This window comes from Microbulbifer sp. SAOS-129_SWC (assembly GCF_039696035.1).
Lineage (GTDB): Bacteria > Pseudomonadota > Gammaproteobacteria > Pseudomonadales > Cellvibrionaceae > Microbulbifer.
Map to the genome: position 1 here is coordinate 1,747,141 of NZ_CP155567.1, position 21,872 is coordinate 1,769,012.

22 protein-coding genes are annotated in these 21,872 nt (G+C 62.4%); 14 read left to right on the top strand and 8 right to left on the bottom strand.

What is annotated here, in order from left to right:
• Positions 1-116: 116 nt before the first annotated feature.
• Complete coding sequence (locus ABDK11_RS07425) at positions 117-974, top strand: LytTR family DNA-binding domain-containing protein (protein WP_346839656.1); 858 nt, start codon at positions 117-119, stop codon at positions 972-974.
• Here ABDK11_RS07425 and tcdA read toward each other — a convergent pair whose 3' ends face one another.
• The 4 genes from tcdA to ABDK11_RS07445 form a co-directional block, all read right to left on the bottom strand.
• Positions 975-1,775, bottom strand: coding sequence for a tRNA cyclic N6-threonylcarbamoyladenosine(37) synthase TcdA (gene tcdA / locus ABDK11_RS07430; protein ID WP_346839657.1), 801 nt, complete (start codon positions 1,773-1,775; stop codon positions 975-977).
• A complete protein-coding gene (locus tag ABDK11_RS07435; RefSeq protein WP_346839658.1) occupies positions 1,772-2,212 on the bottom strand; it encodes a DCC1-like thiol-disulfide oxidoreductase family protein in 441 nt (146 codons plus the stop codon). Before ABDK11_RS07435 ends, tcdA begins: the two co-directional genes overlap by 4 nt.
• Before the next feature lie 115 nt (positions 2,213-2,327).
• Positions 2,328-2,792 (bottom strand): peptidylprolyl isomerase, encoded by a 465-nt coding sequence (locus ABDK11_RS07440; protein ID WP_346839659.1) that lies wholly within the window; start codon positions 2,790-2,792, stop codon positions 2,328-2,330.
• Positions 2,793-2,932: 140 nt separating this feature from the next.
• On the bottom strand, positions 2,933-3,292 hold the full coding sequence (locus ABDK11_RS07445) for a hypothetical protein (RefSeq protein ID WP_346839660.1): 360 nt from the start codon (positions 3,290-3,292) through the stop codon (positions 2,933-2,935).
• A gap of 463 nt (positions 3,293-3,755) precedes the next feature.
• On the opposite strand from ABDK11_RS07445, the gene ABDK11_RS07450 reads away from it, so the two are divergent.
• The 5 genes from ABDK11_RS07450 (at position 3,756) to ABDK11_RS07470 (ending at position 8,364) form a co-directional block, all read left to right on the top strand.
• Entirely contained in the window at positions 3,756-4,178 is a 423-nt protein-coding gene (locus ABDK11_RS07450) for an HIT family protein (RefSeq protein ID WP_346839661.1), read from the top strand.
• Between the two features lie 99 nt (positions 4,179-4,277).
• The gene (locus ABDK11_RS07455; RefSeq protein WP_346839662.1) at positions 4,278-5,078 is read left to right on the top strand and encodes a DUF2807 domain-containing protein; all 801 of its coding nucleotides are present in this window, start codon (positions 4,278-4,280) and stop codon (positions 5,076-5,078) included.
• Between the two features lie 145 nt (positions 5,079-5,223).
• Complete coding sequence (locus ABDK11_RS07460; protein ID WP_346839663.1) at positions 5,224-6,645, top strand: YcjX family protein; 1,422 nt, start codon at positions 5,224-5,226, stop codon at positions 6,643-6,645.
• The gene (locus ABDK11_RS07465) at positions 6,645-7,769 is read left to right on the top strand and encodes a TIGR01620 family protein (RefSeq protein WP_346839664.1); all 1,125 of its coding nucleotides are present in this window, start codon (positions 6,645-6,647) and stop codon (positions 7,767-7,769) included. Before ABDK11_RS07460 ends, ABDK11_RS07465 begins: the two co-directional genes overlap by 1 nt.
• Positions 7,770-7,803: 34 nt before the next feature.
• Positions 7,804-8,364, top strand: coding sequence for a hypothetical protein (locus ABDK11_RS07470; protein WP_346839665.1), 561 nt, complete (start codon positions 7,804-7,806; stop codon positions 8,362-8,364).
• A gap of 27 nt (positions 8,365-8,391) precedes the next feature.
• Here the strand turns inward: ABDK11_RS07470 and ABDK11_RS07475 are convergent, their stop codons facing one another.
• Entirely contained in the window at positions 8,392-8,892 is a 501-nt protein-coding gene (locus ABDK11_RS07475; RefSeq protein ID WP_346839666.1) for a hypothetical protein, read from the bottom strand.
• Positions 8,893-9,125: 233 nt separating this feature from the next.
• Between ABDK11_RS07475 and gorA the strand changes: the two genes are divergently transcribed.
• Positions 9,126-10,481, top strand: a complete 1,356-nt coding sequence (gorA, locus tag ABDK11_RS07480; RefSeq protein WP_346839667.1) for a glutathione-disulfide reductase — start codon at positions 9,126-9,128, stop codon at positions 10,479-10,481.
• 92 nt (positions 10,482-10,573) lie between these two features.
• On the opposite strand, the gene raiA is transcribed toward gorA, so the two are convergent.
• A complete protein-coding gene (gene raiA / locus ABDK11_RS07485; protein ID WP_346839668.1) occupies positions 10,574-10,927 on the bottom strand; it encodes a ribosome-associated translation inhibitor RaiA in 354 nt (117 codons plus the stop codon).
• 591 nt (positions 10,928-11,518) lie between these two features.
• Between raiA and ABDK11_RS07490 the strand changes: the two genes are divergently transcribed.
• The gene (locus ABDK11_RS07490) at positions 11,519-12,397 is read left to right on the top strand and encodes a hypothetical protein (protein WP_346839669.1); all 879 of its coding nucleotides are present in this window, start codon (positions 11,519-11,521) and stop codon (positions 12,395-12,397) included.
• A gap of 84 nt (positions 12,398-12,481) precedes the next feature.
• Here ABDK11_RS07490 and thpR read toward each other — a convergent pair whose 3' ends face one another.
• Complete coding sequence (gene thpR, locus ABDK11_RS07495; protein ID WP_346839670.1) at positions 12,482-13,075, bottom strand: RNA 2',3'-cyclic phosphodiesterase; 594 nt, start codon at positions 13,073-13,075, stop codon at positions 12,482-12,484.
• A gap of 146 nt (positions 13,076-13,221) precedes the next feature.
• Between thpR and ABDK11_RS07500 the strand changes: the two genes are divergently transcribed.
• Positions 13,222-13,695 (top strand): Hsp20 family protein, encoded by a 474-nt coding sequence (locus ABDK11_RS07500; protein WP_346839671.1) that lies wholly within the window; start codon positions 13,222-13,224, stop codon positions 13,693-13,695.
• Entirely contained in the window at positions 13,695-14,330 is a 636-nt protein-coding gene (locus ABDK11_RS07505; RefSeq protein WP_346839672.1) for a class I SAM-dependent methyltransferase, read from the top strand. The genes ABDK11_RS07500 and ABDK11_RS07505 overlap by 1 nt, the downstream gene beginning before the upstream one ends.
• Positions 14,331-14,417: 87 nt before the next feature.
• Here the strand turns inward: ABDK11_RS07505 and ABDK11_RS07510 are convergent, their stop codons facing one another.
• Positions 14,418-15,404, bottom strand: a complete 987-nt coding sequence (locus ABDK11_RS07510) for a helix-turn-helix domain-containing protein (protein WP_346839673.1) — start codon at positions 15,402-15,404, stop codon at positions 14,418-14,420.
• A 154-nt stretch (positions 15,405-15,558) separates the two neighbouring features.
• On the opposite strand from ABDK11_RS07510, the gene ABDK11_RS07515 reads away from it, so the two are divergent.
• The 4 genes from ABDK11_RS07515 to fadA all read left to right on the top strand — a co-directional run bounded on the left by ABDK11_RS07515 (position 15,559) and on the right by fadA (position 21,847).
• A complete protein-coding gene (locus ABDK11_RS07515) occupies positions 15,559-17,415 on the top strand; it encodes a beta-ketoacyl synthase (protein WP_346839674.1) in 1,857 nt (618 codons plus the stop codon).
• 62 nt (positions 17,416-17,477) lie between these two features.
• On the top strand, positions 17,478-18,059 hold the full coding sequence (locus tag ABDK11_RS07520; RefSeq protein ID WP_346839675.1) for a cupin domain-containing protein: 582 nt from the start codon (positions 17,478-17,480) through the stop codon (positions 18,057-18,059).
• Between the two features lie 429 nt (positions 18,060-18,488).
• Positions 18,489-20,660 (top strand): fatty acid oxidation complex subunit alpha FadB, encoded by a 2,172-nt coding sequence (fadB, locus tag ABDK11_RS07525; protein WP_346839676.1) that lies wholly within the window; start codon positions 18,489-18,491, stop codon positions 20,658-20,660.
• Positions 20,661-20,671: 11 nt separating this feature from the next.
• A complete protein-coding gene (fadA, locus tag ABDK11_RS07530) occupies positions 20,672-21,847 on the top strand; it encodes an acetyl-CoA C-acyltransferase FadA (RefSeq protein ID WP_346839677.1) in 1,176 nt (391 codons plus the stop codon).
• The last annotated feature ends 25 nt before the right edge of the window (positions 21,848-21,872 follow it).

The following is a 21,872-nucleotide window of genomic DNA, read 5'->3' on the forward strand; positions in this document are numbered from 1 at the left end:
TGTGGTTCGCGGCGCTGCGCCATCGCCAGGTGGCGAGCTGCGGCGCGCCGGGGCCGAGCGGTGGAATGCGGGGACGAATAGCGGGATGAACGGCGACGGCTGCAGTACGGAATAAAATGACGATGACAGTACAGGATTACCTCGCCCGCCGGCGGCGCTATGAAGTGGGTCTCTGGGCGCTGTTTCTGCTGGTGCAGTGGGTGGCGCAATGCCAGGTCAAACTGATCGACAACGCCCGCAGTGGGCAGGGCTTCGGTAACTGGGAATTGCTGGTGTGGGAGGGCAGCAGCCTGCTGGTGTTGGGGGCGCTGTTACCGCTGATGCTGTACTGGGATCATCGCTTTCCACTGCGTATCGGCCAGCTGCAGCGCAACCTGGCGATCCACGCGCTACTCACACTGCCCTGGTCGCTGCTGCATGTGGCTGGCATGGTGACCCTGCGCGCCGGGGTGTACCGCCTGCTGGGGCAGGTCTACGATTTCGGCGACTGGCCCCGCGCCTTCCTGTACGAGTACATGAAGGATTTCCGTACCTACGGCAGCTTCCTGGTGCTGATATACGTGTACCGCTTTTTCCTGCTGCGCCTGCAGGGGGAAGCCAGCCTGTTGGGGCGGCCGGATCGGGGCGAGCCGGTAGAGCCGGTGGAGCGGCCGGAGCGGCTGCTGGTGAAGAAGTTCGGCAAGGAGTTCCTGGTCAATGTGCGCGATATCGAGTGGGCCGAGGCGGCGGGCAACTATGTCAACCTGCATGTGGGTGGGCGTGTCTATCCGCTGCGCGACACCATGACCAATTTCCAGCGCCGACTGGACCCGGACCGGTTCGCGCGCGTGCATCGCTCCTATATCGTCAACCTGGATTCGGTGGTCGAGATCGAGCCGCTCGACAGCGGCGATGCGCGTATCCACATCCGCGGCGGCAATGCGGTCCCGCTGAGCCGGCGCTACCGCGAGCAGCTGCGCAGTGGCCTGGCCTGATCAGGCCTTTTTCTGCAACAGCCGCTCGATGCCCCGCGCCGCGGCGGCGAAGCCGAAACTGCCGGTGACCATGGTGGCGGCGCCGAAGCCGCCGCTGCAGTCCAGCTTGACCCCGTTTTGCATCGCGCTTTTCTGCTGGCACACCTGGCCATCCGGTTGCGGGTAAACCATCGGTTCGCTGGAGTAGATGGCGTCGATACCGAACTGGCGCTTGTGCGATTTCTGGAAGTTGTGAAAACGGTACAGGTGGCTGCGCACCTTGGCCAGCATCGGGTCGTTTTCGGTGCGACCCAGATCCGCGCTGGTAATGCGCGAGGGATCCCGTTTACCACCGGCGGAGCCCACCGTGACCAGGCGGATCTTGCGCGCCTTGCAATAGGCGATCAGCGCCGCCTTCACCCGCGCCGCGTCAATCGCATCGATGACCACATCCAATCGCTCCCGCTGCGGGTCGAGCAGCTCGGCGAAATTGTCCGCAGCGATGAAATCCTCCACCCCGTGCACCGATATTTCCGGGTTGATCTGCCGCAGCCGCTCCGCCATCACCTCCACCTTCATCTGGCCGATAGTGTCGGCCAGCGCGTGGCTCTGGCGGTTGCTGTTGGTGATGCAGACATCGTCCAGGTCGACCAGGGTGAGTTTGCCGATGCCGGAGCGGGCCAGCGCCTCGGCGGTCCAGCTGCCGACGCCGCCAATCCCGATGACGACAAAGTGCGCGGCCTGCAGCCGGGGCAGGGCATCCTCGCCATAGAGGCGGGCGATGCCGCCGAAGCGTTGCAGATAGTGTTCTGTCAGGCTCATTCGTTCAGTTCTTCGAGAAATCGGTGTCGCTCGTTCACATCCGGTAGCCGGCACTCGTCGGCGCGGCCAAACCAGCGATAGCGGTTGCGGGCGACTATTGTGTAAATCCAGTCGCGCAGCGGGCGCGGTACCAGGCGCAGCAGCGCCAGCCAGCGCCACGGGGCCGGCAGCTGCGCGCAGATGCGCAGGGCGGCATCGCTCCTGTGGTACTGCCGATAGCGGCGGTTACCGCGGGGCCGCTCCAGGTAAATCACCGTCTCGTAGGTGTCGAGCGGCAGTTCCAGCCGGGCGAGCAGCTGCTGGCCGGCGGGGGATTGTACACGGCACAGCGTCAGCAGACAGTCCCGGTCGTGCGTCAGTACGAAACGACTCCAGTTGTTGCACAGGTTGCACTGGCTATCGAACAGGATGATGTTGTCGGGCAGTGAGCGGTGCATGGTGGTCCAGGACGAGCCTGTCGGACGGGAATCAGGAGAGGGTAGTGTGGGTGGGGATAACCGGCAATGCGGGCAGGGATTGCGGCGGCCGGCAGGCGGCCGCCACAATGGGAAATCAGTGCACGTGGCCGTGGTCGATTTCCTCCGGGGTGGCTTCGCGCACGGAAACCACTTCTACCTCGAAGTGCAGTTCCACGCCGGCCAGCGGATGGTTGCCGTTGATGGTGACGTTGTCGCCCTCGATTTCGATGACTTCCACTTCAATCGGCTGACCTTCGGTGCTCTGGGCGCGGAATGCCATGCCGACTTCCAGCTTGTCCACACCGCCGAAAGCGCTGCGCGGCAGGGTCTGGATCAGCTCCGGGTTCTGCGGGCCGTAGGCCTCTTCCGGCGGAATCACGGCGGTAAACTTGTCGCCGGCGCTCTTTTCCAGCATTTCCCGCTCCAGGCCGGGGATGATATTGCCTACACCCTGCAGGTATTTGAGCGGCTCGTTGCCCTCGGAGGAGTCGATGACAGTGCCTTCTGCATCTTTCAAGGTGTAGTGAATCTCCACAACGGAGTGGTTGGCAATCTTCATAGAGTATCTCTGGGAAGGTGGGTGAAGTAAGTAGCGCTCACCGCATGCGGTCGCTATGGGAAAGGCTGTGAGCGGCCATTGTATTGACCGCTCCGCCCAGTGGCAACCGGCCGGCCCCGGGCCGGGCCGGGGAAAGGGCGTCAGCAGGCGATGAACAGGTCCTGCTCGCAGTGTTCGTAGAGGTCGCCGGCGGTCTCTACCAGATGGCTGCTGAACTGGAACGAGAAGCCCAGCTCGATGAGCCGCGCGCCGACGTACTCGAGCAGTGCCTCAAACAGCGCCGGATTGAGGCCGCGGGCGAGGAAGCTGGCGCGGCTGCTGCGCACCGGTTCCGGCTGCGAGGAGAAGGCGTGATTGAGGAACTGGGCCTGGCGAACCTGCTGTTTTTGGTGGTCGCAGGATTCATACGGGGTCAGGTGACGGCCGATGGCCCGATAAAACTCGCCGACCGTTCGATTCACTACAGGCGTGCCGCCCACCTGTTCCAACAGGCTGTCCATGCTGTTCCCCCAGAGAAGTTAACGCGGTAGTACTGTTTTTGATGTCCGCCGAGCCTTGAAAGTTGCGTGCCCGGTAGTTGAAATTTGCCGTGGCGCAATTGGCGGATAAAGTTTATGGGCGGTGAGCCTAAGGGATTCCCCAGAGGCTGCCAACGGCGATTCCGTAAATTGTCATCTAGTTCCACAGGTAGTTTTCCGTTACACGGAAATGGCTGTATGGTCAGTGGCGCCCACATTATTGTCTTGCAAGCAATTGCGCGCAAATGTATTCAAATTCACTAAAATGCAGGAAAAATAAGAGTTTTCAAGACGCTTCAGTGTGGCGTCAAAAGGGCGGCTGAAAGACGTTGTAATGTGTTGCTGGCGGGATCGGTGCGGCGCCGATGGCTGCGCTTTGCGGCCGAGCTGGTAGACTCGCTGGTCTGAGATTCTTTCACTCCGCAGCGCAATGAGCGAGGTTCCAATGGCGAGTATCTTTACCCGGATCATCAACGGCGATCTGCCCGGGCATTTCGTGTGGCGCGACGAGCGCGCCGTGGCAATCATGACCATCGCTCCGATCAAGTCGGGCCACTGCCTGGTCATCCCGGTCGAGGAGATCGATCACTGGGACGATATGCCGGGGGATCTGGCCGCGCACGTGATGCAGGTGGCCCAGCGTGTCGCCAAGGGTATCAAGGCGGTCTACCAGCCCCAGCGCGTGGGCGTCATGGTGGCGGGGCTGGAGGTGCCGCACACGCATCTGCACCTGCTGCCGGTGAATGCCATTGGAGAGCTGGATTTTTCCCTGCAGAAGCCCGCCACGGCTGAAGAGCTGGCCACCGAGGCGCAGAAGATCCGTGCGGCACTGCGGGAACTGGGGCACGCGGAGGCAGAGTGCGACTAACGGCGACAGCCGCGGTGATTTTTTTGCCGGCACTGCATCCAGGAGCCACCGCCGGCCCGTCTATAGGGCAGGAACGGTAATTCAATTGAGGAAATTCCCATGGCCGCAAACAGATTGCTCGCCGCACCGCTGACCCTGTTGCTGGCGTTCGGTGCCCTGTTCACTTCGGTGGCTCAGGCCGACGACGACATCAGCCGGAAGTTTGACGTGTCCGGCTTTGACCGCATCGAGCTCAAGGGCAGTTCGGAGCTGACCGTGGTCCAGGGCGACCATTTCGCCGTGGAGGCCACGGGTCCCCGCGAGGCGATGGAAATGGCCCGCGCCGAGGTACACGGCGATACGCTGTCGCTGTCGGTTGAGGACAAGCACAAGTACTTCTTTGGCGTGGTGTCGGTCAGCGATGACCAGTCGGTGGCGTACCGCGTGACTCTGCCCAAGGTGGCCGCGATAGTCGTCACCGGTTCCGGTGAGGCCCGCGCGGACACCCTGGAGAGCGAAGATCTGCAACTGGAGGTCACCGGTTCCGGTGAGCTGCACGTGGACAAGGTGGGCGCCCAATCGCTGGCCACATCGATTACCGGCTCCGGCGACCTGAACCTGGGTACCGTGCTGGCGGTGAAGGGGGCAGCCTCCATCAAGGGCTCCGGCGACCTCACCATCGACAGTATTGCCGGCGAGAGCCTGTCGGCGGAGATCAAGGGCTCCGGCGACATGGCGGTTGGCGGCCGCGTGGCCAAACTGTCGGTGAGCCTGATGGGCTCGGGCGATTTCGTCGGCCGCAGCCTGCAGTCAGACGACGCCAGCTGCTCGATCATGGGCTCCGGCGATATCGTGATCCGCCGACCGGCGAAGAAGTCCTTCTCGGTACTGGGTTCCGGGGATGTTGCGCTGGTGGACTGAACACCACCGCAACTGTCGGAGACGGCGCGCCCTGGCGGCGCGCTTTTTCGTTGTGGCGGACCGACTTGAGGGCGGAACTATCCACCGCAGCTGGTATTCTTATTGACATCGGCCCGCGACGGCGGCGCCATCACAGGGAGTGGCTATGAGTGACAGCGGGCGCGGTCGGCGACTGCAAGACAAACTGCGCCAGTGGCGCCGCGAGGCGCGCGACAAATCCCACTGGGCGGCCGAGCGCCTGCTCGATCGACGCCTGTGTATCGGCATTACCGGCCTGAGCGGCGCCGGCAAGTCCACGCTGCTGACCAGCCTGATCTACCAGTTGTCCCACCCGCAGCGGGCACAGTTGCCGGGCTTCGCCCCGGCACTCTCTGGCGACCTGCTCGGTGCCGAACTGAAGCCGGCGCTGGATAGCGGCCTCCCCACCTTCGATTACCACAACTGCCTGGACGCATTGCTGGCACAGCCGCCGCGCTGGCCCGAGAGCACCCGCGACGTTTCCGCGATGGAGTTGCACATCCACCTGCGCCGGCGGCGGCGCCTGGGCGGCAGCGGCACCCGCACCCTGGTACTGGAGCTGCGCGACTACCCCGGCGAGTGGCTGATGGACCTGCCGATGCTGCAGATGGACTATCGCGAGTGGTGTCGCCACCAGGCCCACCTTATCGACACCGACTCCCGTGCCGGGCTGGCGTCGCAGCTGGTCTCGCAACTGGCGGCACTGGATCCGGGGGCGCGGGCCGAGCCCGCGCGCCTGGAACAGCTGTGGCGCGACTACCGCCAATTCCTGCTCGACTGTCGCCGCGAACGGCGCCTGAGTTACCTGCAGCCGGGGCGCGCACTGCTCGACGATACTTTCTATGGCGTCCTGCCCCTGCTCGATCTGCGCGGGCACAGCCGCGAACAACTGCAGGCGCTGCCGGACGACAGCAATTTCCAGGTGCTCGCCGCACGCTTCCGCGATTATGTCGAGGCGCAGGTGACGCCCTTCGTGGAGAGTCACTTCCGCCATCTGGATCGCCAGCTGGTATTGGTGGACATGATCGGCACCCTGTTCGCCGGCGAGCAGGCCCTTGATGATATGCGCCTCGCCTTTGGCCATATCGCCGATACCTTCCGCTACGGGCCCACCGGCCTGTTGCGCAAGCTGTGGCGCCCGCGTGTGGATCGTTTGCTGTTTGCCGCCACCAAGGTCGATCAGGTTCTGGCGGCGGATCACGATGCGTTGCGCCAACTGCTCGGTCAGCAATTGCAGCAGGCGTTCGCCGGCGCCCGCCACCGCGGCCTGCCGCTGTTCTGCGAGGCGATTGCCGCTGTGCGCTGCTCCAACGAGAGTCAGCGCGACGGCCGCCGTATGCTCGTGGGGCACGACCTGGACGGCCGCTACCTGGGCTTCGAGAACGCCGAGATCTTTTCTCACCTGCCGCTCGAGACCGATGGCTGGCGGCATTACAGTGACGCCGCGCCGCCGCAGCTGCGCCCGCCGGCGGGCATGGCGGCGGGGCAGCGCATTCCCCATATCCGCGTCGACGCACTGCTGAATCTAATGCTGGGAGACAAAGTCTGATGACCGGGAACGACGACGAGCGCCGCCGGCAGACGCGTATCGAGGCGCTGCAGGAACCGGAGGCGGCGACATTGCACCGCGACGCCACGCGGGTGGAGACCCTGTCCGGGGACGACGACGAACTGCCGCGCTCGATCACCACCGGCGAGTCACTGCCCGATCGCACGGCCTTTTCCGAATTGCGCCTGCCCGGTTTTCGCCTGCGCTTCTGGAAGCCGGCGCTGCTTGCAGGGCTGGGGCTGGCCGCTGCCTCTGTGGGTTGGGAGTTGCGCAACCTGTACCTGTGGGCCGCAGACAAACACTGGAGCCTGGGGCTGCTGGCCGGCGTCGTTATCGCCGCCTTTTGTGCCACCATCGTCAGTGCGGTATGGGAATACTTCCGCGCCGGGCGGCCGCTGCGGGAGCTGCACAAGACTCAGGAACTCGCCCGCGACATGCGCGACAACCGCAGCGATGAGGCGGTCGCGCCACTGCGCCGGCAACTGAGCGAGCACTTCGCCGGTAAACCCCAGGGCGCGCTGCTGAGCCGGGTGCTGGACGAGGTACCGGATTACTACGACAGCAGTGAGCTGCTGCAGCACCTGGAGGTCACCTTCCTCGATGCGCTGGATCAGGAGGCGCTGCGCCGTATCGTGCGCCACGCCACCACCAGCGGCGCGCTGGTGGGGATCAGCCCGTTCGCGACCCTGGATGTGCTGGTGTCGCTGCGCCAGTCCCTGCGCATGATCGATGACGTGGCGCAGATCTATGGTGTGCGTCCGTCGGTCGTGGTGCGCTGGCGGCTGTTCAAGCAAGTGCTGGGGCTGGTCGCCTACAGTGGTGCCAGTGAATACGCGATCAGCGAGTTGTGGCCGGAGCTGGTTGGAAACAGCATGCTGAGCACCGTTTCGGCGCGATTGGGGCAGGGGCTCGGTGCCAGCCTGTTCATGGCGCGTATCGGCCTCGCCGCGGTGCACAGCTGCCGGCCGGTACCCTTCGCGGAGAAGCAGCGCCCGCGGCTGGGAGCGCTGAGCCGCCGGGTGGCCAGCAGTCTCAAGGAGCGGTTGCTGGGTTCGGGCACCACGGCTGCGACGGGCGACTGGTCGCGCGAGCGCGAGCCTGCCGGAGGCAATCGCGAAGAGTGAAATCGGGATCGGGATCGGGATCGGGAGGCGGGTAGTGAGTCTTAGAATCGGCGTGGCGCTAGTACTGTGGAGCCTGGCGGCATCGGCGGCGGCAGACGTGCTGCAGCAGTCACCGGAGGGATTTACCCTGCGCCTGGAGCGGACCCTGCCGCAGCGCAGCGAACAGGTCTACGCCGGGCTGGCGGCGCTGCCGCGCTGGTGGAATCCCGCCCACAGTTTTTCCGGTTCCGCGGCCAACCTCTCCATCGACCTGCGTGCCGGCGGCTGTTTCTGTGAGCGCTGGAAAGGCGGATCGGTTGAGCACCTGCACGTGATCGCCGCGCTGCCGGGGCGCGAGGTGCGCCTGCGCGGTGGGCTGGGACCGCTGCAGCAGATGCCAGTGAGCGGGTTGATGCAATGGCGCCTGGTACCGCAGGGCGACAAGACCGTGCTGACCTGGGAATACCGGGTGTGGGGGAGCGCGGAAAACCAGCTGCAGCGCATCGCCACGGCTGTGGACGGTGTACTGGCGGAACAGCTCACTGCGCTGGCGCAGTATCTACAGAATTCCCCCGTTGCCGGAGACGGCACCGCGCCGCCCGCTGTCGAGGATTGACGGGCACTGTGGCCCGCCGCAGCACCATCACTGGAACTGCTTTTTCATCAACATCCGCGTGTGGTGTCGATCCACCAGTTTCGCCAGCGTGTCGTAGCGGCGCTTGATAAACGGAGCCGGATTGTTGCCGCCGGCGTCGTCCGGGTACTCGACCCCGTCGCGCACATGCTGCAGTTCCCGCGCCAGCTCAGTGATGGCGAGAAAAATATCGTGGGTCAGCTTCTTGTTGTAGAAGACATTGCCGTGCGATGTGTCTGCCAGATAGTCATCGCATTCATGCAACCACTCGGAGCGCTGGTGCAGAAAGTCGATGGTATTGCGGATACCGCCGCGATACTCCGGCTTGAAGTCGTGGTTGACGTATCTGTCGAGGCTGCGCATGCCGTAATCGACAAACTGATCGACCACGCCTTCGCAGTACTTCGGTGAAAGATAAGACGGATGCTCCTTGGCACTGCAGAAGCTGCTGACGAGCAGCAGGCACACGGCACACAGGAGACGTCGATAGGGAACGGAAATAAAGGTCATGGGAGTTGCCTATATTTTTTTGTTTTCGCTAACAGGCGACTTTTTGTGATAATCATCACATGAATAACCAAACCAAAAGATGTTGTCAATACGATGGCGAGTAAAATAGTCACTTTTATACTAAATGTCGCCACGTATTCAGAAATTCGCCGGAAATAGTGTGAAACATCGACAGGTTGCCGGTTTTTTAACAGTACGTGACACAGTTAACTTTGAAAAAGCAGGAGTGAGTTTTGGCCGAATTTGATTTTGATCTGTTCGTCATCGGGGCCGGTTCAGGTGGTGTTCGCGCCGCGCGTATGGCGGCTGCCGGCGGCATGCGCGTCGCGGTGGCGGAAGACCGCTATATGGGCGGCACCTGCGTCAATGTTGGCTGCGTCCCCAAAAAACTGTTTGTCTATGCGAGCAGTTACCGCGAGAGCTTCGAGGATTCGGTCGGCTTCGGGTGGCAGCCCGGTGCGGCCGCGTTCGACTGGGAAACGCTGCGCGACAACAATGCGCGCGAAGTTGCGCGGCTGAACGGCATTTACCGCAACCTGCTGGCCAATGCCGGGGTGACGGTGATCGACGGCCGCGCGCGGATCGAGGAGCGGCAGCTGGTCGCCGTGGGCGAGCAGCGCTTTTCCGCCGAGCGGATTCTCGTGGCCACAGGTGGCTGGCCCTATGTGCCGGATATTCCCGGGCGTGAATACGCGCTCACTTCCAACGAAATCTTTTCAATGGCAGAGTTTCCGCGCCGCATCCTGGTGGTCGGTGGTGGCTATATCGCGGTAGAGTTTGCCGGAATTTTCGCCGGTCTGGGTGCCGAGACTTCACTGTCCTATCGCCGCGATCTCTTCCTGCGCGGCTTCGATCGCGATGTGCGCACCTTTGTTCGTGATGAAATGGGCAAGAAAGGCGTAACCTTGCATTTCAACCACCGCGTAGAAGCCATTGAAAAGCAGTCCGATGACTCGCTGCTGGTGCACATGGAGGGCGGTGGCAGTCTGGCTGTCGACACGGTGCTCTACGCCACCGGCCGCGCGCCGAACGTCAGTGGCCTGGGGTTGGAGGAGCTGGGTGTTGTGATGCATCGTGACGGCACCATTTCGGTGGACGACAACTTCCGCACCAATGTCCACTCCATATACGCGCTCGGGGATGTCACCGGCGAGCCGCAGCTGACCCCGGTGGCGCTGGCCGAAGCCATGGCACTGGTCAAGCATTTCCAGACCGGCGAAACCACCGAGATCGATTACAACAATATCCCCACGGCGGTTTTCTGCCAGCCCAATATCGGTACCGTGGGGCTCTCCGAGGAGGAGGCGCGGGATTCGGGCATTCCGGTGGTGATCTACAAATCGGAATTTCGCCCGATGCGCCACACGGTCAGCGGTCGAGAGGAGCGCACGCTGATGAAACTGGTGGTAGATTCCAGTAGTGACCGCGTGATCGGTGCCCATATGGTGGGACCGGACGCCGGCGAGATCATTCAGGGGATCGCCATCGCGATAAAGGCCGGCGCGACCAAGTCGGTGTTCGACCAGACGATCGGTATTCACCCGACGGCGGCAGAGGAGTTCGTCACCATGCGTACCCCGGCGGGCTGACGCGAAGCGCGAACCAACACAAAAAAGGCGATGCCCCGGGGCATCGCCTTTTTTTTTACTGTTTCAAAGATTCTATGGTCAATTGGGAGGAATCATTCCTCTTCTTCGACGGAGCAGAGGGCCTGGTGTCGTCTGGTTTTACGGCGCTCACTGCGCTCCTTCAGGCAGCGCTCCACGGATTCAAACGCGCCATTGACGGCTCGGTGAATCGAATCGCTCTCGCTGCTGATCATTAGTGGGTTGCCACTGAGCGCCAGTTCTACGGAAGCCTTGAACGGTTTGCCTTTGGTTTTGTGCTGATGAGGGGCTTCGAGAACAACGCGACTTCGTATGATGTCGCCACAATAACGTTCCAGCTTGTGAAGCTTTTTCGATACCGTGCTGGCCAGGGCGGCAGATTTGTCGATATCGCGGAACACAATGTTATCGTCAGGCGCAGATTTCATGGGCACTTACCTCCGGTTAAAAGAAACCTTGCAGGCCGCTGGTTGCGGTTTGCTGAAAAAGGAAGGGCGCCCTTTGGGGAGAGCCGAGACAGGCAGTGAATCGCCGGAGCACCTGGGTCGCAACTAATAAGGTCGCTGACTGGGCAGCGCGGGGTGTTTTACGCCCGGGTCCGGAATCCGCTGAGTTCAACGAACTTCTCCCTAACACCCATAATGCTGGCGCGGTAAAAAAAATCAAGCGCTGTGAACACAAAAAAGTCACAAATTTTTCTCGGTTCTGACTCAGCTGTGACATAGCACGCAGGCTGCAGTGTGACCGTCTGCCAGCTGCAAACGACCGCTCACCGCTTGGTCATTGCCCGCCGCGGGGCGCCTGCGTAGAATTGCGAGACTGTGCGCGCACTATCGTACAAAATGTGATCAGTGTGCGTTTTTTCTATGGATGTCAGAAAACCGGGTAATGGGTTCTTGATTATGTCGGTAATGCGGTACTGCTCGCTAATCGTGGCGAGCTTGATGGTTTTTGGGGGAACAGGCGCGGTTGCGCAGACACAGGCTTCCCTGACGGCGGAGAAAAATCGACTGGCTCGTATGGAGCAGTCGCAGGAAAACCGCGCGGTAGAGGTGGAAGACCTCGAAAACGAGTTATTGTCCTTTGACTACAAAACAAGCCGCGCGAACGAGGCTCTCGAAAAGGCGCGCCAGCACTATGAACAGAGCCGCAGCGAGCTGCAGCAGGCGCAGGCAGATCGTCAGGCGAAGAAGAACTCGGATACCGAGCGCCAGCTGCGCAAGGCCAAGCACGCCTTTGATATGGCCGAGCGCGGTGTCGATAGCCGCAAGCGGCGCATCGAGATTATCCAGTCCAGCTATCAGGAGCTGAAGTCGGAGCTGGATGGCGCCAAAGCTGCCATCGCCCAGGGCGACAAGCGCATTGCCGAGCAGAAGCGTAAGGTGGAGGCGATGGTCAATGCCATGCTGGCCAAGGCGGATGCCGCGCAGCGGGCGGCCAGAATGAAGAAGGCTGCCCCCGTCAGCAAGCCGAAAGTGCCTACCGCAACAGTGGCTTCCGCGAGCAAAGCCGCCGCGACACCGGCGCCGGCGCCGCAGCAAAAGCCGGCGCGAGAGATAGATCCGGACCTGCTGGACTATGTCAAGCGCGAGCGCGCGCGCCTGGACAAGCTGCTGGCTGACGGCGATGAGGGCAAGCACACCTTCCACAGCCTGGAGCTGGATCCCTCCAGTGGTGACCGGGTGCCGTTCAAGTTCCTGGGCCACAACCAGTACCGGCTGGTGGCGCCGGTGGAAGAGGGGCGCCAGACCTACAAGATCAACACCTGGAAGTTCCGCCGCACGATTCCGGCGGACGACGACGGTGTGCGCTACGTGTTTATCTTTGACGGGCGTCGCCTGTCGCGCCCGCGGCTGGTGATGTACCCCGAATACGTACTGTCACAGCTCGACAAGTGAACGAATGGCCCGCCTCGCGCGGGCCTTTTTGTTTCCGCCCCCTTTTGGCCCGGCAATATTTAATAGCCGGGTTAATAAAAACCGTTACTCCTCTCCGCGATCGCACAGCTGGGCTTCCCAGAGCGGCTGATACTGGCTGCCGCCCGGCGCCAGCAGACTCTCGTACAGCACGATATTGTCCAGTTGGACACAGAAATCCAGCGCTATCGGCTCGAAGCCGGCGAAACCGCGGCGGTTGCGCGCCAGGGTAAAGTGCGGGCGATAAGTGGCGCTTTCGGGCTTCATGCCCAGTGTGCGCATCACCTGGCGGCAGCCCTCATGCAGCCGGTCGAGCGCGGGGTTGGTGAGCAACTCTGCCGCAAGCAGCCGGGAGCGCCGCTGCGGAAATGGCGCCAGCGCGACGATACGCCCGCTGCAGCGCGGGGTGCTGGCAGCGAGCTGTTGCAGTTGCTCTTCCAGTGCGGGCAATAGCGATGCCGGGGTGTCGCCGAGAAACGCGAGAGTCAGGTGGCGATTGGCGTGGCCGGTCCAGCGCGGATGGTGGCGGCCAGCGGCGCCGGGCAGGCTCCGGCAGTGTGCCTGCAGGCCGTCGAAAAAGCGCTGCGCGCGCGCGTCCGGGCGCACGCCGACGAACAGTCGCGGGGTATCGGTTGGCGTATCTTTCTCTCCGGATTCCATAAAAATTCTTTTCGTTTCTCTTGAAAGGCGTTGCCGCGACCCCATTTACAAAAGTACGGGCGGCAGGCTCGAGCGAGCTGCCCCCGCAACTGCCCGGTCTACGGACGGGCGAATCGTAAATATTGCTCTGAATTGAGGATATAACAATGCGTAACTTTGATTTTTCTCCCCTGTACCGTTCCGCTATTGGCTTTGATCGCATGGCCAGCCTGCTCGACGCCATGAATACCAGCGAACAGAAGCAGCCGGCCTATCCGCCCTACGATATCGAATTGACCGGTGAAGACAGCTACCGCATCAGCATGGCGGTCGCGGGCTTCGATCAATCCGAACTCGATATTCAGGTGGAGCAGAACCGCCTCACCGTGAGTGGCAACAAACCAGAAGCGAATGAGCAGCGTAATTTCCTGCACCGCGGTATCGCCGCGCGTAATTTCGAGCGCCGCTTCCAGCTGGCCGATCACGTCAAGGTCACCGATGCCAAGCTCGAACACGGCCTCCTGCATATTGAGCTGGTGCGCGAAATCCCCGAGGCGATGAAGCCGCGCAAAGTGGAAATCTCCGACGGCAAGCTGCTGCAGCACGCTGCCGGTAAAACGGCCGATTCCGAAGCTGCCTGATGCTTCAATGTCCGCTGTGCCACCATACGGTGGTGCAGCACTATCACCGCGATCAATCCCGCGATTATTACCAGTGCGCCAATTGCGCACTGGTTTTCGTTGCGCCCGAATTTCACCTGTCCGCAGAGGCGGAGCTGGCCTACTACGACCTGCATGAAAACTCCCTGCAGGATAGTGGTTATCGCCGTTTTCTGAGCCGCTGTGCGACGCCGCTGCTGGAGCAGCTGGGTTCGCGCAGTCACGGTCTGGATTTTGGCTGCGGGCCGGCGCCGTTGCTGGCGACCATGCTGGCCCAGGCGGGGCATCGGGTGGAGCTTTACGACGTGTTTTACGCGCCCAATACCGGGGCAATGAAACGCGATTACGATTTTATCGTTGCTACCGAGGTGATCGAGCACCTGGCCGCGCCCGGTGATGAATTGGAGCGCCTGTGGGAGCGCTTGCGCCCGGGCGGTCTGCTGGCGCTGATGACCAAGCTGGTGATTTCTCCGGAGCGCTTCGCCAGCTGGCACTATATCCGCGATCCCACCCATATCAGCTTTTTCAGTGCGCAGACATTCCGCTGGCTGGCCGAGACACTGCAGGCCGAATTGCAGTTTGCCGACAGCGATGTGATTTTTCTCAAGAAGCAATAATCTTCACAAGTGCGCTAGTGGAAATCCCCGCTAGCCGAATCTCCCCAGCGCCATGCCTTGTGCTTTTTGAATGCCGCTTTTCCCGAGCTAGGTATTTACGCGGAACAGTTTTGCCCGCACTGTCGTGCGGTACTCGCTCGGTGTCGTCGACAGGAACTTCTTGAACAGCGCGGTGAAATGCCCCATGTCCTGGTAGCCGACTTTCTCGGCAATTTCGTTGACTGACAGGTTGGTCGACTGCAGTAGTTCCCGCGCCATATCCACGCGTACATTCTGCAGGTACTGCAGTGGTGTCTGGCCGGTTGCCAGCTTGAAGCGGCGGTTGAAGGAGCGCACGCTCATGTCGAAATAGCTGGCAACTTCGCTCAGGCGCACCTCCTCGCCGCAGTGTTCCTTGAGCCAGGTCTGCGCCTGCACGATTTCCTCGTCGGGGTGCAGGTGCACGGCGCCCTCGGAGTAGGCGATTTCCTCGAACGGCCGGCGGATTTCATGGGAGAAATTGCGCTCCACATGGCTGGCTACCGCGGGGCTGTACAGCTGGCGGATCAGGTGCACGGTGACATCCGCCAGCGCGTTCACACTCGCGGCGCAGAACAGTTTGTCCGCCTGGGTGATGAAATACTGGCGTTTCAGTTTCACCTGCGGGTAGTCGCTGGCAAAGCGGTCGAAGTAGTGCCAGTGGGTAGTGGCCGGTTTGCCGTCGAGCAGGCCGGTGGCGGCGAGGAAGCAGACTCCGGTGCCGACCGCGGTGATCGCGGCGCCAGCGGCGGCCTGCCGCTGCAGCCACTGTAACAGCGGGCCGCTGCGCCTGAGGGCCGGGCGCGGATTGCGCCACAGGGCGGGGATGTAGATGATGTCGCTGTCCGGCGCCTCTGCCAGGCTGGTATCGGGCGTGAAGGAGAAGCCTGAGCGGGTGGTGGCAGGCTTGCCGTCGAGGCTGACGGTGACCAGCCGCAGTGGCTGCGCGCCACCTTCGACGCGGGCGCGGCTCTCGGCGCCACGAAGCATTTCCAGCGGCAACACAGTGGCGGTTGCCAGCATCTGATCGATCAACAGGAAAGTGACGGTTCGCATTACATCTCGTGCGTTATAGGGCGTGCGCGATGACACCAGTGGCCAGAAACTCAATTTTGCTGGCCAGTATGCCCATAACCCGGCCGAATCGCCACCCCCTACACTGACCTTCCGTTATATTTGCCAATTGTTTCAGGGTTTGCTGGAGGTCAGGATGCAGCGCCTTCCCGTCATTACCGCATTCGGTGGATTCAATCCCGCCGGACGCAGCTCGTTTCACCGCGGATACCGCCGCCTGGTGCTGGATACGCTCGGCGCCGGGGAGCGCACCGATGTGCTGTCGGATCTGGCCGCATTGATGGGCCTGCGCCGCGGCGCCGATGCCGGTGGGCCCCTGGATGCCGCGCTGGAGCAGCAGGTGCTGGGCGGCACCCTGGTGCGCGAGCTGGAGCAGCGCTTTTACGATTACCGCCGCTGCCATTTCCACCAGCCCGCGGAGCTGAGTGCTGGCGATGGCCTGACCTTTGAGATGTCCGCGCGCCAACTGCCGGATCCGCTGCCGGCGGACTGGCAGGTGGAGTCTCTCGGGGACGGCCGTGTGCGGGTGCGCACCGAGCGCCTGTCGGTGATGCTCGACAGCTACCGCGAGATCTCGGTGGCCTCTGCCGGGCAGCTGCCCACCGGCTTTGAGCCGGGCACCGAATACAACTCCCGCTTCCACCCGCGCGGGTTGCAGCTCGCCATTCTCGGTGCCTCCGATGCCGTGCAGGCGCTGGGCATCGACTGGCAGACAGTGGTTTCTGCCGCCGGTGCAGACAAGGTCTCGGTCTACGCCAGTTCTGCCATGAGCCAGCTGGACCCTTACGGCAACGGCGGGCTGCTGCAATCGCGCCTGCGCGGCAACCGCGTCAGTTCCAAACAGCTGGCGCTGGGCCTGACCAGCATGCCGGCGGATTTCGTCAACGCCTATGTGCTCGGCAATGTCGGCACCACCGGTTCGGTGGCCGGCGCCTGCGCCACCTACCTGTACAACCTGCGCGCCGCGGTGGAGGATATCCGCAGCGGCCGTGCGCGGGTGGCCGTGGTCGGCGCCGCTGAAGCGCCGCTGGTGCCGGAAGTCGTTGATGGATACACCACCATGGGTGCGCTGGCCAATCTCGACGGCCTCGGCAAGCTGTTCGGTGGCGACATCGATTTTCGTCGCGCCAGCCGGCCGTTCGGCGAAAACTGCGGTTTCACCCTCGGTGAGGGCAGCCAGTGGGTCATCCTGATGGACGATGCGCTGGCGCTGGAGCTGGGTGCGCAGATTCACGGCGCGGTGGCCAACGTGTTCGTCAATGCCGACGGTACCAAGAAGTCCATCTCTGCCCCGGGACCCGGCAATTACCTGACTGTGGCGCGGGCGCTGGCCGAGACCCGTGCCATCGTCGGTGACGAGAGCCTGCGCCAGCGCAGTTTCGTACAGGCGCACGGTTCCAGTACGCCGCAGAACCGGGTGACCGAATCGGCGATCTTCGACCGGGTCGCCGGTGCCTTCGGTATCGAGAGTTGGCCGGTGTGCGCGGTCAAGGCCTACCTGGGGCACACGGTGGCTGCGGCCAGCGGCGATCAGCTGATCACCAGCCTGGGGATGTTCAACCGCGGCGTTCTGCCGGGAATCACCACCATTGACCGGGTGGCCGATGATGTCAGCTGCGCCAACCTGGATATTTCCCTGCAGCACAGCGAGCGCGACCCGAAGTCCCTGGATGTGGCCTTCCTGAACTCGAAAGGGTTCGGTGGCAACAATGCCACCGCCAGTGTGCTGGCGCCGCATCTGGTCGAGAAGATGCTGGCCAAGCGCCACGGCGCCGGGGCGCTGACCGACTACCGCCACCGCAACGAGGCCGTGTGCGAACAGGCGGCCGGTTACGACGCACGCGCGAGCCGCGGCGACCTGAACGCCATTTATCGCTTCGGGCAGAACCTGGTGGACGAGCGCGAGATCAAGGTGTCGATGGCGGAGATGACGCTGCCGGGTATACCGACAGTCTCCCTGCCCAGCGAGAATCCGTTCGACGATATGGTGTGAGTGGCCAGTGACACGGAATTTGCGGCACACTAGCCGCTGATTTCAGTCACTGGTCAGTCAACATGGCAGACAAGGATTCGGCGCTTCCGCCCGCCGATGCCGCCGATGGCGTCGGTGCGCGGCTCAAGGTCGTGCGCAAAGTGTACGGCTGGTCGCAGCGGGAGCTGGCCAAGCGTGCCGGCGTGACCAACGCCACCATCTCTCTGATCGAGCAGGGCAGGGTCAGCCCGTCGGTCGGTTCCCTGCAGAAAATTCTCGACGGTATTCCCCTGTCGCTGGCGGTATTTTTTGCCCTCGATATGCAGCCGGGCGGCGAGCCCGTCTTCTATCGCGCCGAGGAGCTGCCGGAACTCGCCGAGGGCCCGGTGCGCGGGCACCGGCTCGGTGGCGCCGGGCGACAGCTGGCTCTGCTGCGGCGGGTGTTTGCCCCCGGGCAGGACAGTGGCGTGGCGCTGGGTGGGCTGCGCGGCGAGGAGGGGGGATTTGTAGTCTCCGGCCAGCTGGAGGTCACCATTGGTGCCGAAGTCGCGCTGCTCGGCGCCGGTGACGGCTATTATTTCGACCGTCGCCGCCCCCACCGCCTGCGCAACCCCGGCGACGCAGACTGCATCCTGATCAGTGCCTGTTCTCCCCCCTCCGGTTGATCTGGTTCTCCCGCAATTGTGCTTTAAAGGCAGGGGGCGCCATGTGGGTTAAACCTGCGCGCCACTGCAGTTAGACTTGCTGCGCCGCTGTTTCTGCGCGACGTTTCCGCTTTGGCCAAATTGTGATCGGCCAGTCGAGTCAGCCACTGGTTTTGTCACAAATGGTATTCAAACAATTGTTTGAATCTGGCTATACTAGATCTTCCTGACTGTGCTGGGGAACTGCGTCACCGCTTCGCGGGCGCCGAACCGGACACAGCGAATAATTCGCCGGGTGCGAATTTGACCGACCGGTGCCGATCTGCCCGTGGACTCGCGCGGGCGAATTTGTGCGGTGCTGGCTGGTCGAAGACAGGGCCACAGGACTGTGGTGCGACAAACCCCGACCCCGGGCTAACTCATTCAGCCCCGAATAAAAGAGGTCAATCAATGTTATTTACTGGCAAAGCGCTTTCGGTGCAGATGCTCGACAACGGCATCGCCGAACTCAAGTTCGATTTGCAGGGCGAATCCGTCAACAAGTTCAACCGCCTGACGGTATCGGAATTTTCCCAGGCCCTGGACGCCATCGAGGCGGCCAAGGACATCAAGGGTGTGCTGCTGACCAGTGGCAAGGGCGTATTTATCGTCGGCGCCGACATCACCGAGTTTGGCAACGCCTTCTCCGCGGGCCCCGAGGGTGTCGCCGAGCTGATGGGCAAAAACAACGAAAACATCAATCGCCTGGAAGATCTGCCGGTACCGACAGTCGCTGCCATTAACGGCTATGCGCTCGGCGGCGGTTTCGAGGTGTGCCTGGGCTGTGATTACCGCGTGATGGGGGATCAGGCCAAAGTGGGCCTGCCGGAAGTGAAGTTGGGCCTGATTCCGGGCTGGGGCGGTACCGTGCGCCTGCCGCGCGTGGTCGGTGTCGATGTGGCCGCCGAATGGATTGCCGCCGGCAAGGAGCAGAAGCCCGATGCCGCGCTGACCGCCCACGCCGTGGACGCGACCGTACCCGGTGACAAGTTGAAAGACGCGGCGCTGAAGCTGCTCGGCCGCGCGATCGATGGCGAGCTGGATTACCAGGCCCGCCGCGAGATCAAGAAATCCCCGATCCCGCTCAATGATACCGAAGCGCTAATGGCCTTCTTCACCACCAAGGCGTTTGTCAGCGCCCAGGCGGGCAAGAACTATCCGTCGCCGGTAGCCGCCGTGACGTCCATCGAGCAGGGCTACAAAGTTGGCCGCGACGAAGCGCTGAAGATCGAACAACAGCAGTTCATCGAGTGCGCGCAGAGCGGTACGGCCAAGTCTCTGGTGGGCCTGTTCCTGAACGACCAGAAGATCGGCAAGGTCGCCAAGGGCTGGGAAAAGAAAGCGGACAAGAAGATCGAGCGCGCCGCGGTGCTGGGCGCCGGCATCATGGGTGGCGGTATCGCCTACCAGTCGGCCTACAAGGGCACGCCGATCAAGATGAAGGATATCGACCAGAAGGGCATCGACCTGGGTCTCAAAGAGGCCGGAAAACTGCTGTCCAAAATGGTTGATCGCGGTCGCATGACACCGGCAAAAATGGCCGAAGTTCTGAACCGCATCGAGCCGACCCTGAGCTATGAAGGCTTCGATGACATCGACGTGGTGGTCGAAGCGGTGGTGGAAAACCCGAAGGTCAAGCATGCCGTGCTGACTGAAGTGGAAGGCAAGGTGAGCGAAGACACGGTCATCGCCTCCAACACCTCGACTATTTCCATCGACTCTCTGGCTGAGCCGCTCAAGCGCCCGGAAAACTTCCTCGGCATGCACTTCTTCAACCCGGTGCACAAGATGCCGCTGGTAGAAGTGATTCGCGGTGAGAAGACTTCCGATAACGCCGTTGCCCGCGTTGTGGCCTATGCCAACAAGATGGGCAAAAAGGCCATCGTTGTGCGCGACTGCCCCGGATTCCTGGTCAACCGCGTACTGTTCCCGTACTTCGCCGGTTTCTCCATGCTGGTACGCGACGGAGCCGACTTCCAGGCGATCGACAAGGTCATGGAACGCTGGGGCTGGCCGATGGGTCCGGCTTACCTGATGGACGTGGTCGGTATCGATACCGGCGTGCACGCCGAAAAGGTGATGGCCGAGGGCTTCCCGGAGCGTATGGGTAAATCCTTCAAGGCCGCCTCCGACGTCATGTACGAAGCGGAGCGCTATGGCCAGAAGAACGGCAAGGGTTTCTACAACTACGAAGAAGACAAAAAGGGCAAGCCGAAGAAGGTGGCAACCGAAGAGGCTTACGAGTTGCTGAAGCCGCATGTTGCCGAGCGCCGCGAATTCGAAAAAGACGAAATTATCGAGCGTATGATGGTGCCGATGGCCACCGAGCTGGCGCGCTGCCTGGAAGAGGGCATCGTCGACTCACCGGCCGAAGCGGACATGGCGCTGATCTACGGTATCGGCTTCCCGCCGTTCCGCGGTGGCATCTTTGCCTGGCTGGACGATATCGGTATGAAGACCTTCGTCGACATGGCCGATAAATACGCCGAGCTGGGCGAGCTGTACAAGCCCACCGAGCGCATGCGCGAAATGGCTGCCAAGGGCGAAACCTACTACGCCTCCAACGACAGCGGCGACAAGTAAGGAGAATTATTGTGAGTTTGAATCCTAGAGATGCTGTGATCGTCGACTACGCACGCACGGCGATGGGCCGCTCCAAGAACGGCGTTTACCGCAATGTCCGCGCCGACGACATGTCGGCCGAGCTGCTGAAGAAATTCCTGCAGCGCAACGACAAGCTGGATCCGGCCGAGATTGACGATGTTATCTGGGGCTGCGTGATGCAGCGCGACGAGCAGGGCTTCAACGTGGCGCGCATGATCGTGCTGCGCGCGGGCCTGCCGCACACCGTTCCGGCGCAAACCGTCAACCGCCTGTGCGGCTCCTCCATGTCTTCCCTGCATACTGCGGCAGCCAGCATCCAGGCCGGCCTGGGTGATGTCTATGTAGTGGGTGGTGTCGAGCACATGGGTCACCTGAACATGATGGAGCACGTCAGCCCCAATCCGATGCTGGGCCGCTATATGGCCAAGGCCGCCGGCTCCATGGGAATGACCGCCGAATACCTGGCGATGATGCACGGCATCCAGCGCCAGCAGATGGACGAGTTTGGTGCCCGCTCGCACCAGCGCGCGGCCGCGGCGACGAAAGAGGGCAAGTTCAATCGCGAGATCATCGCGATTGAGGGCCATGACGACGACGGCGTGCCGCTGCTGGTGGAAACCGATCAGACTATCCGTCCGGACACCACTGTCGAGGGCCTGGCGCAGCTGAAGCCGGCGTTCGATCCCAAGCACGGCCAGGTGACCGCGGGTACTTCCTCCCAGATCACCGATGGTGCTTCGGTAATGCTGGTGATGTCCGCCGAGCGCGCCCAGGCCCTGGGCCTGACGCCGATCGCCAAGGTGCGCGATATGGCGCTGGCTGGTGTGGATCCGTCCATCATGGGCTACGGCCCGGTGCCGTCCACGCAGAAGGCGCTGAAGAGCGCCGGCCTGAGCGTCGACGACATCGACAAGGTAGAGCTGAACGAGGCCTTTGCCGCACAGGCGCTGCCGGTGCTGAAGGATCTCGGCCTGCTCGACAAGATGGACGAGAAGGTCAACCTGTATGGCGGTGCCATCGCCCTGGGTCACCCGTTCGGTTGTTCCGGTGTGCGTATTACCGGTACGCTGCTGTCGGTGATGCAGAATGAGGGTGGCGACCTGGGTATTTCGACCATGTGTATCGGTCTCGGCCAGGGGATTACCACCATCCTCGAGCGGGTGTAATCCGCCGGCGGCAGTCAATGTCGCT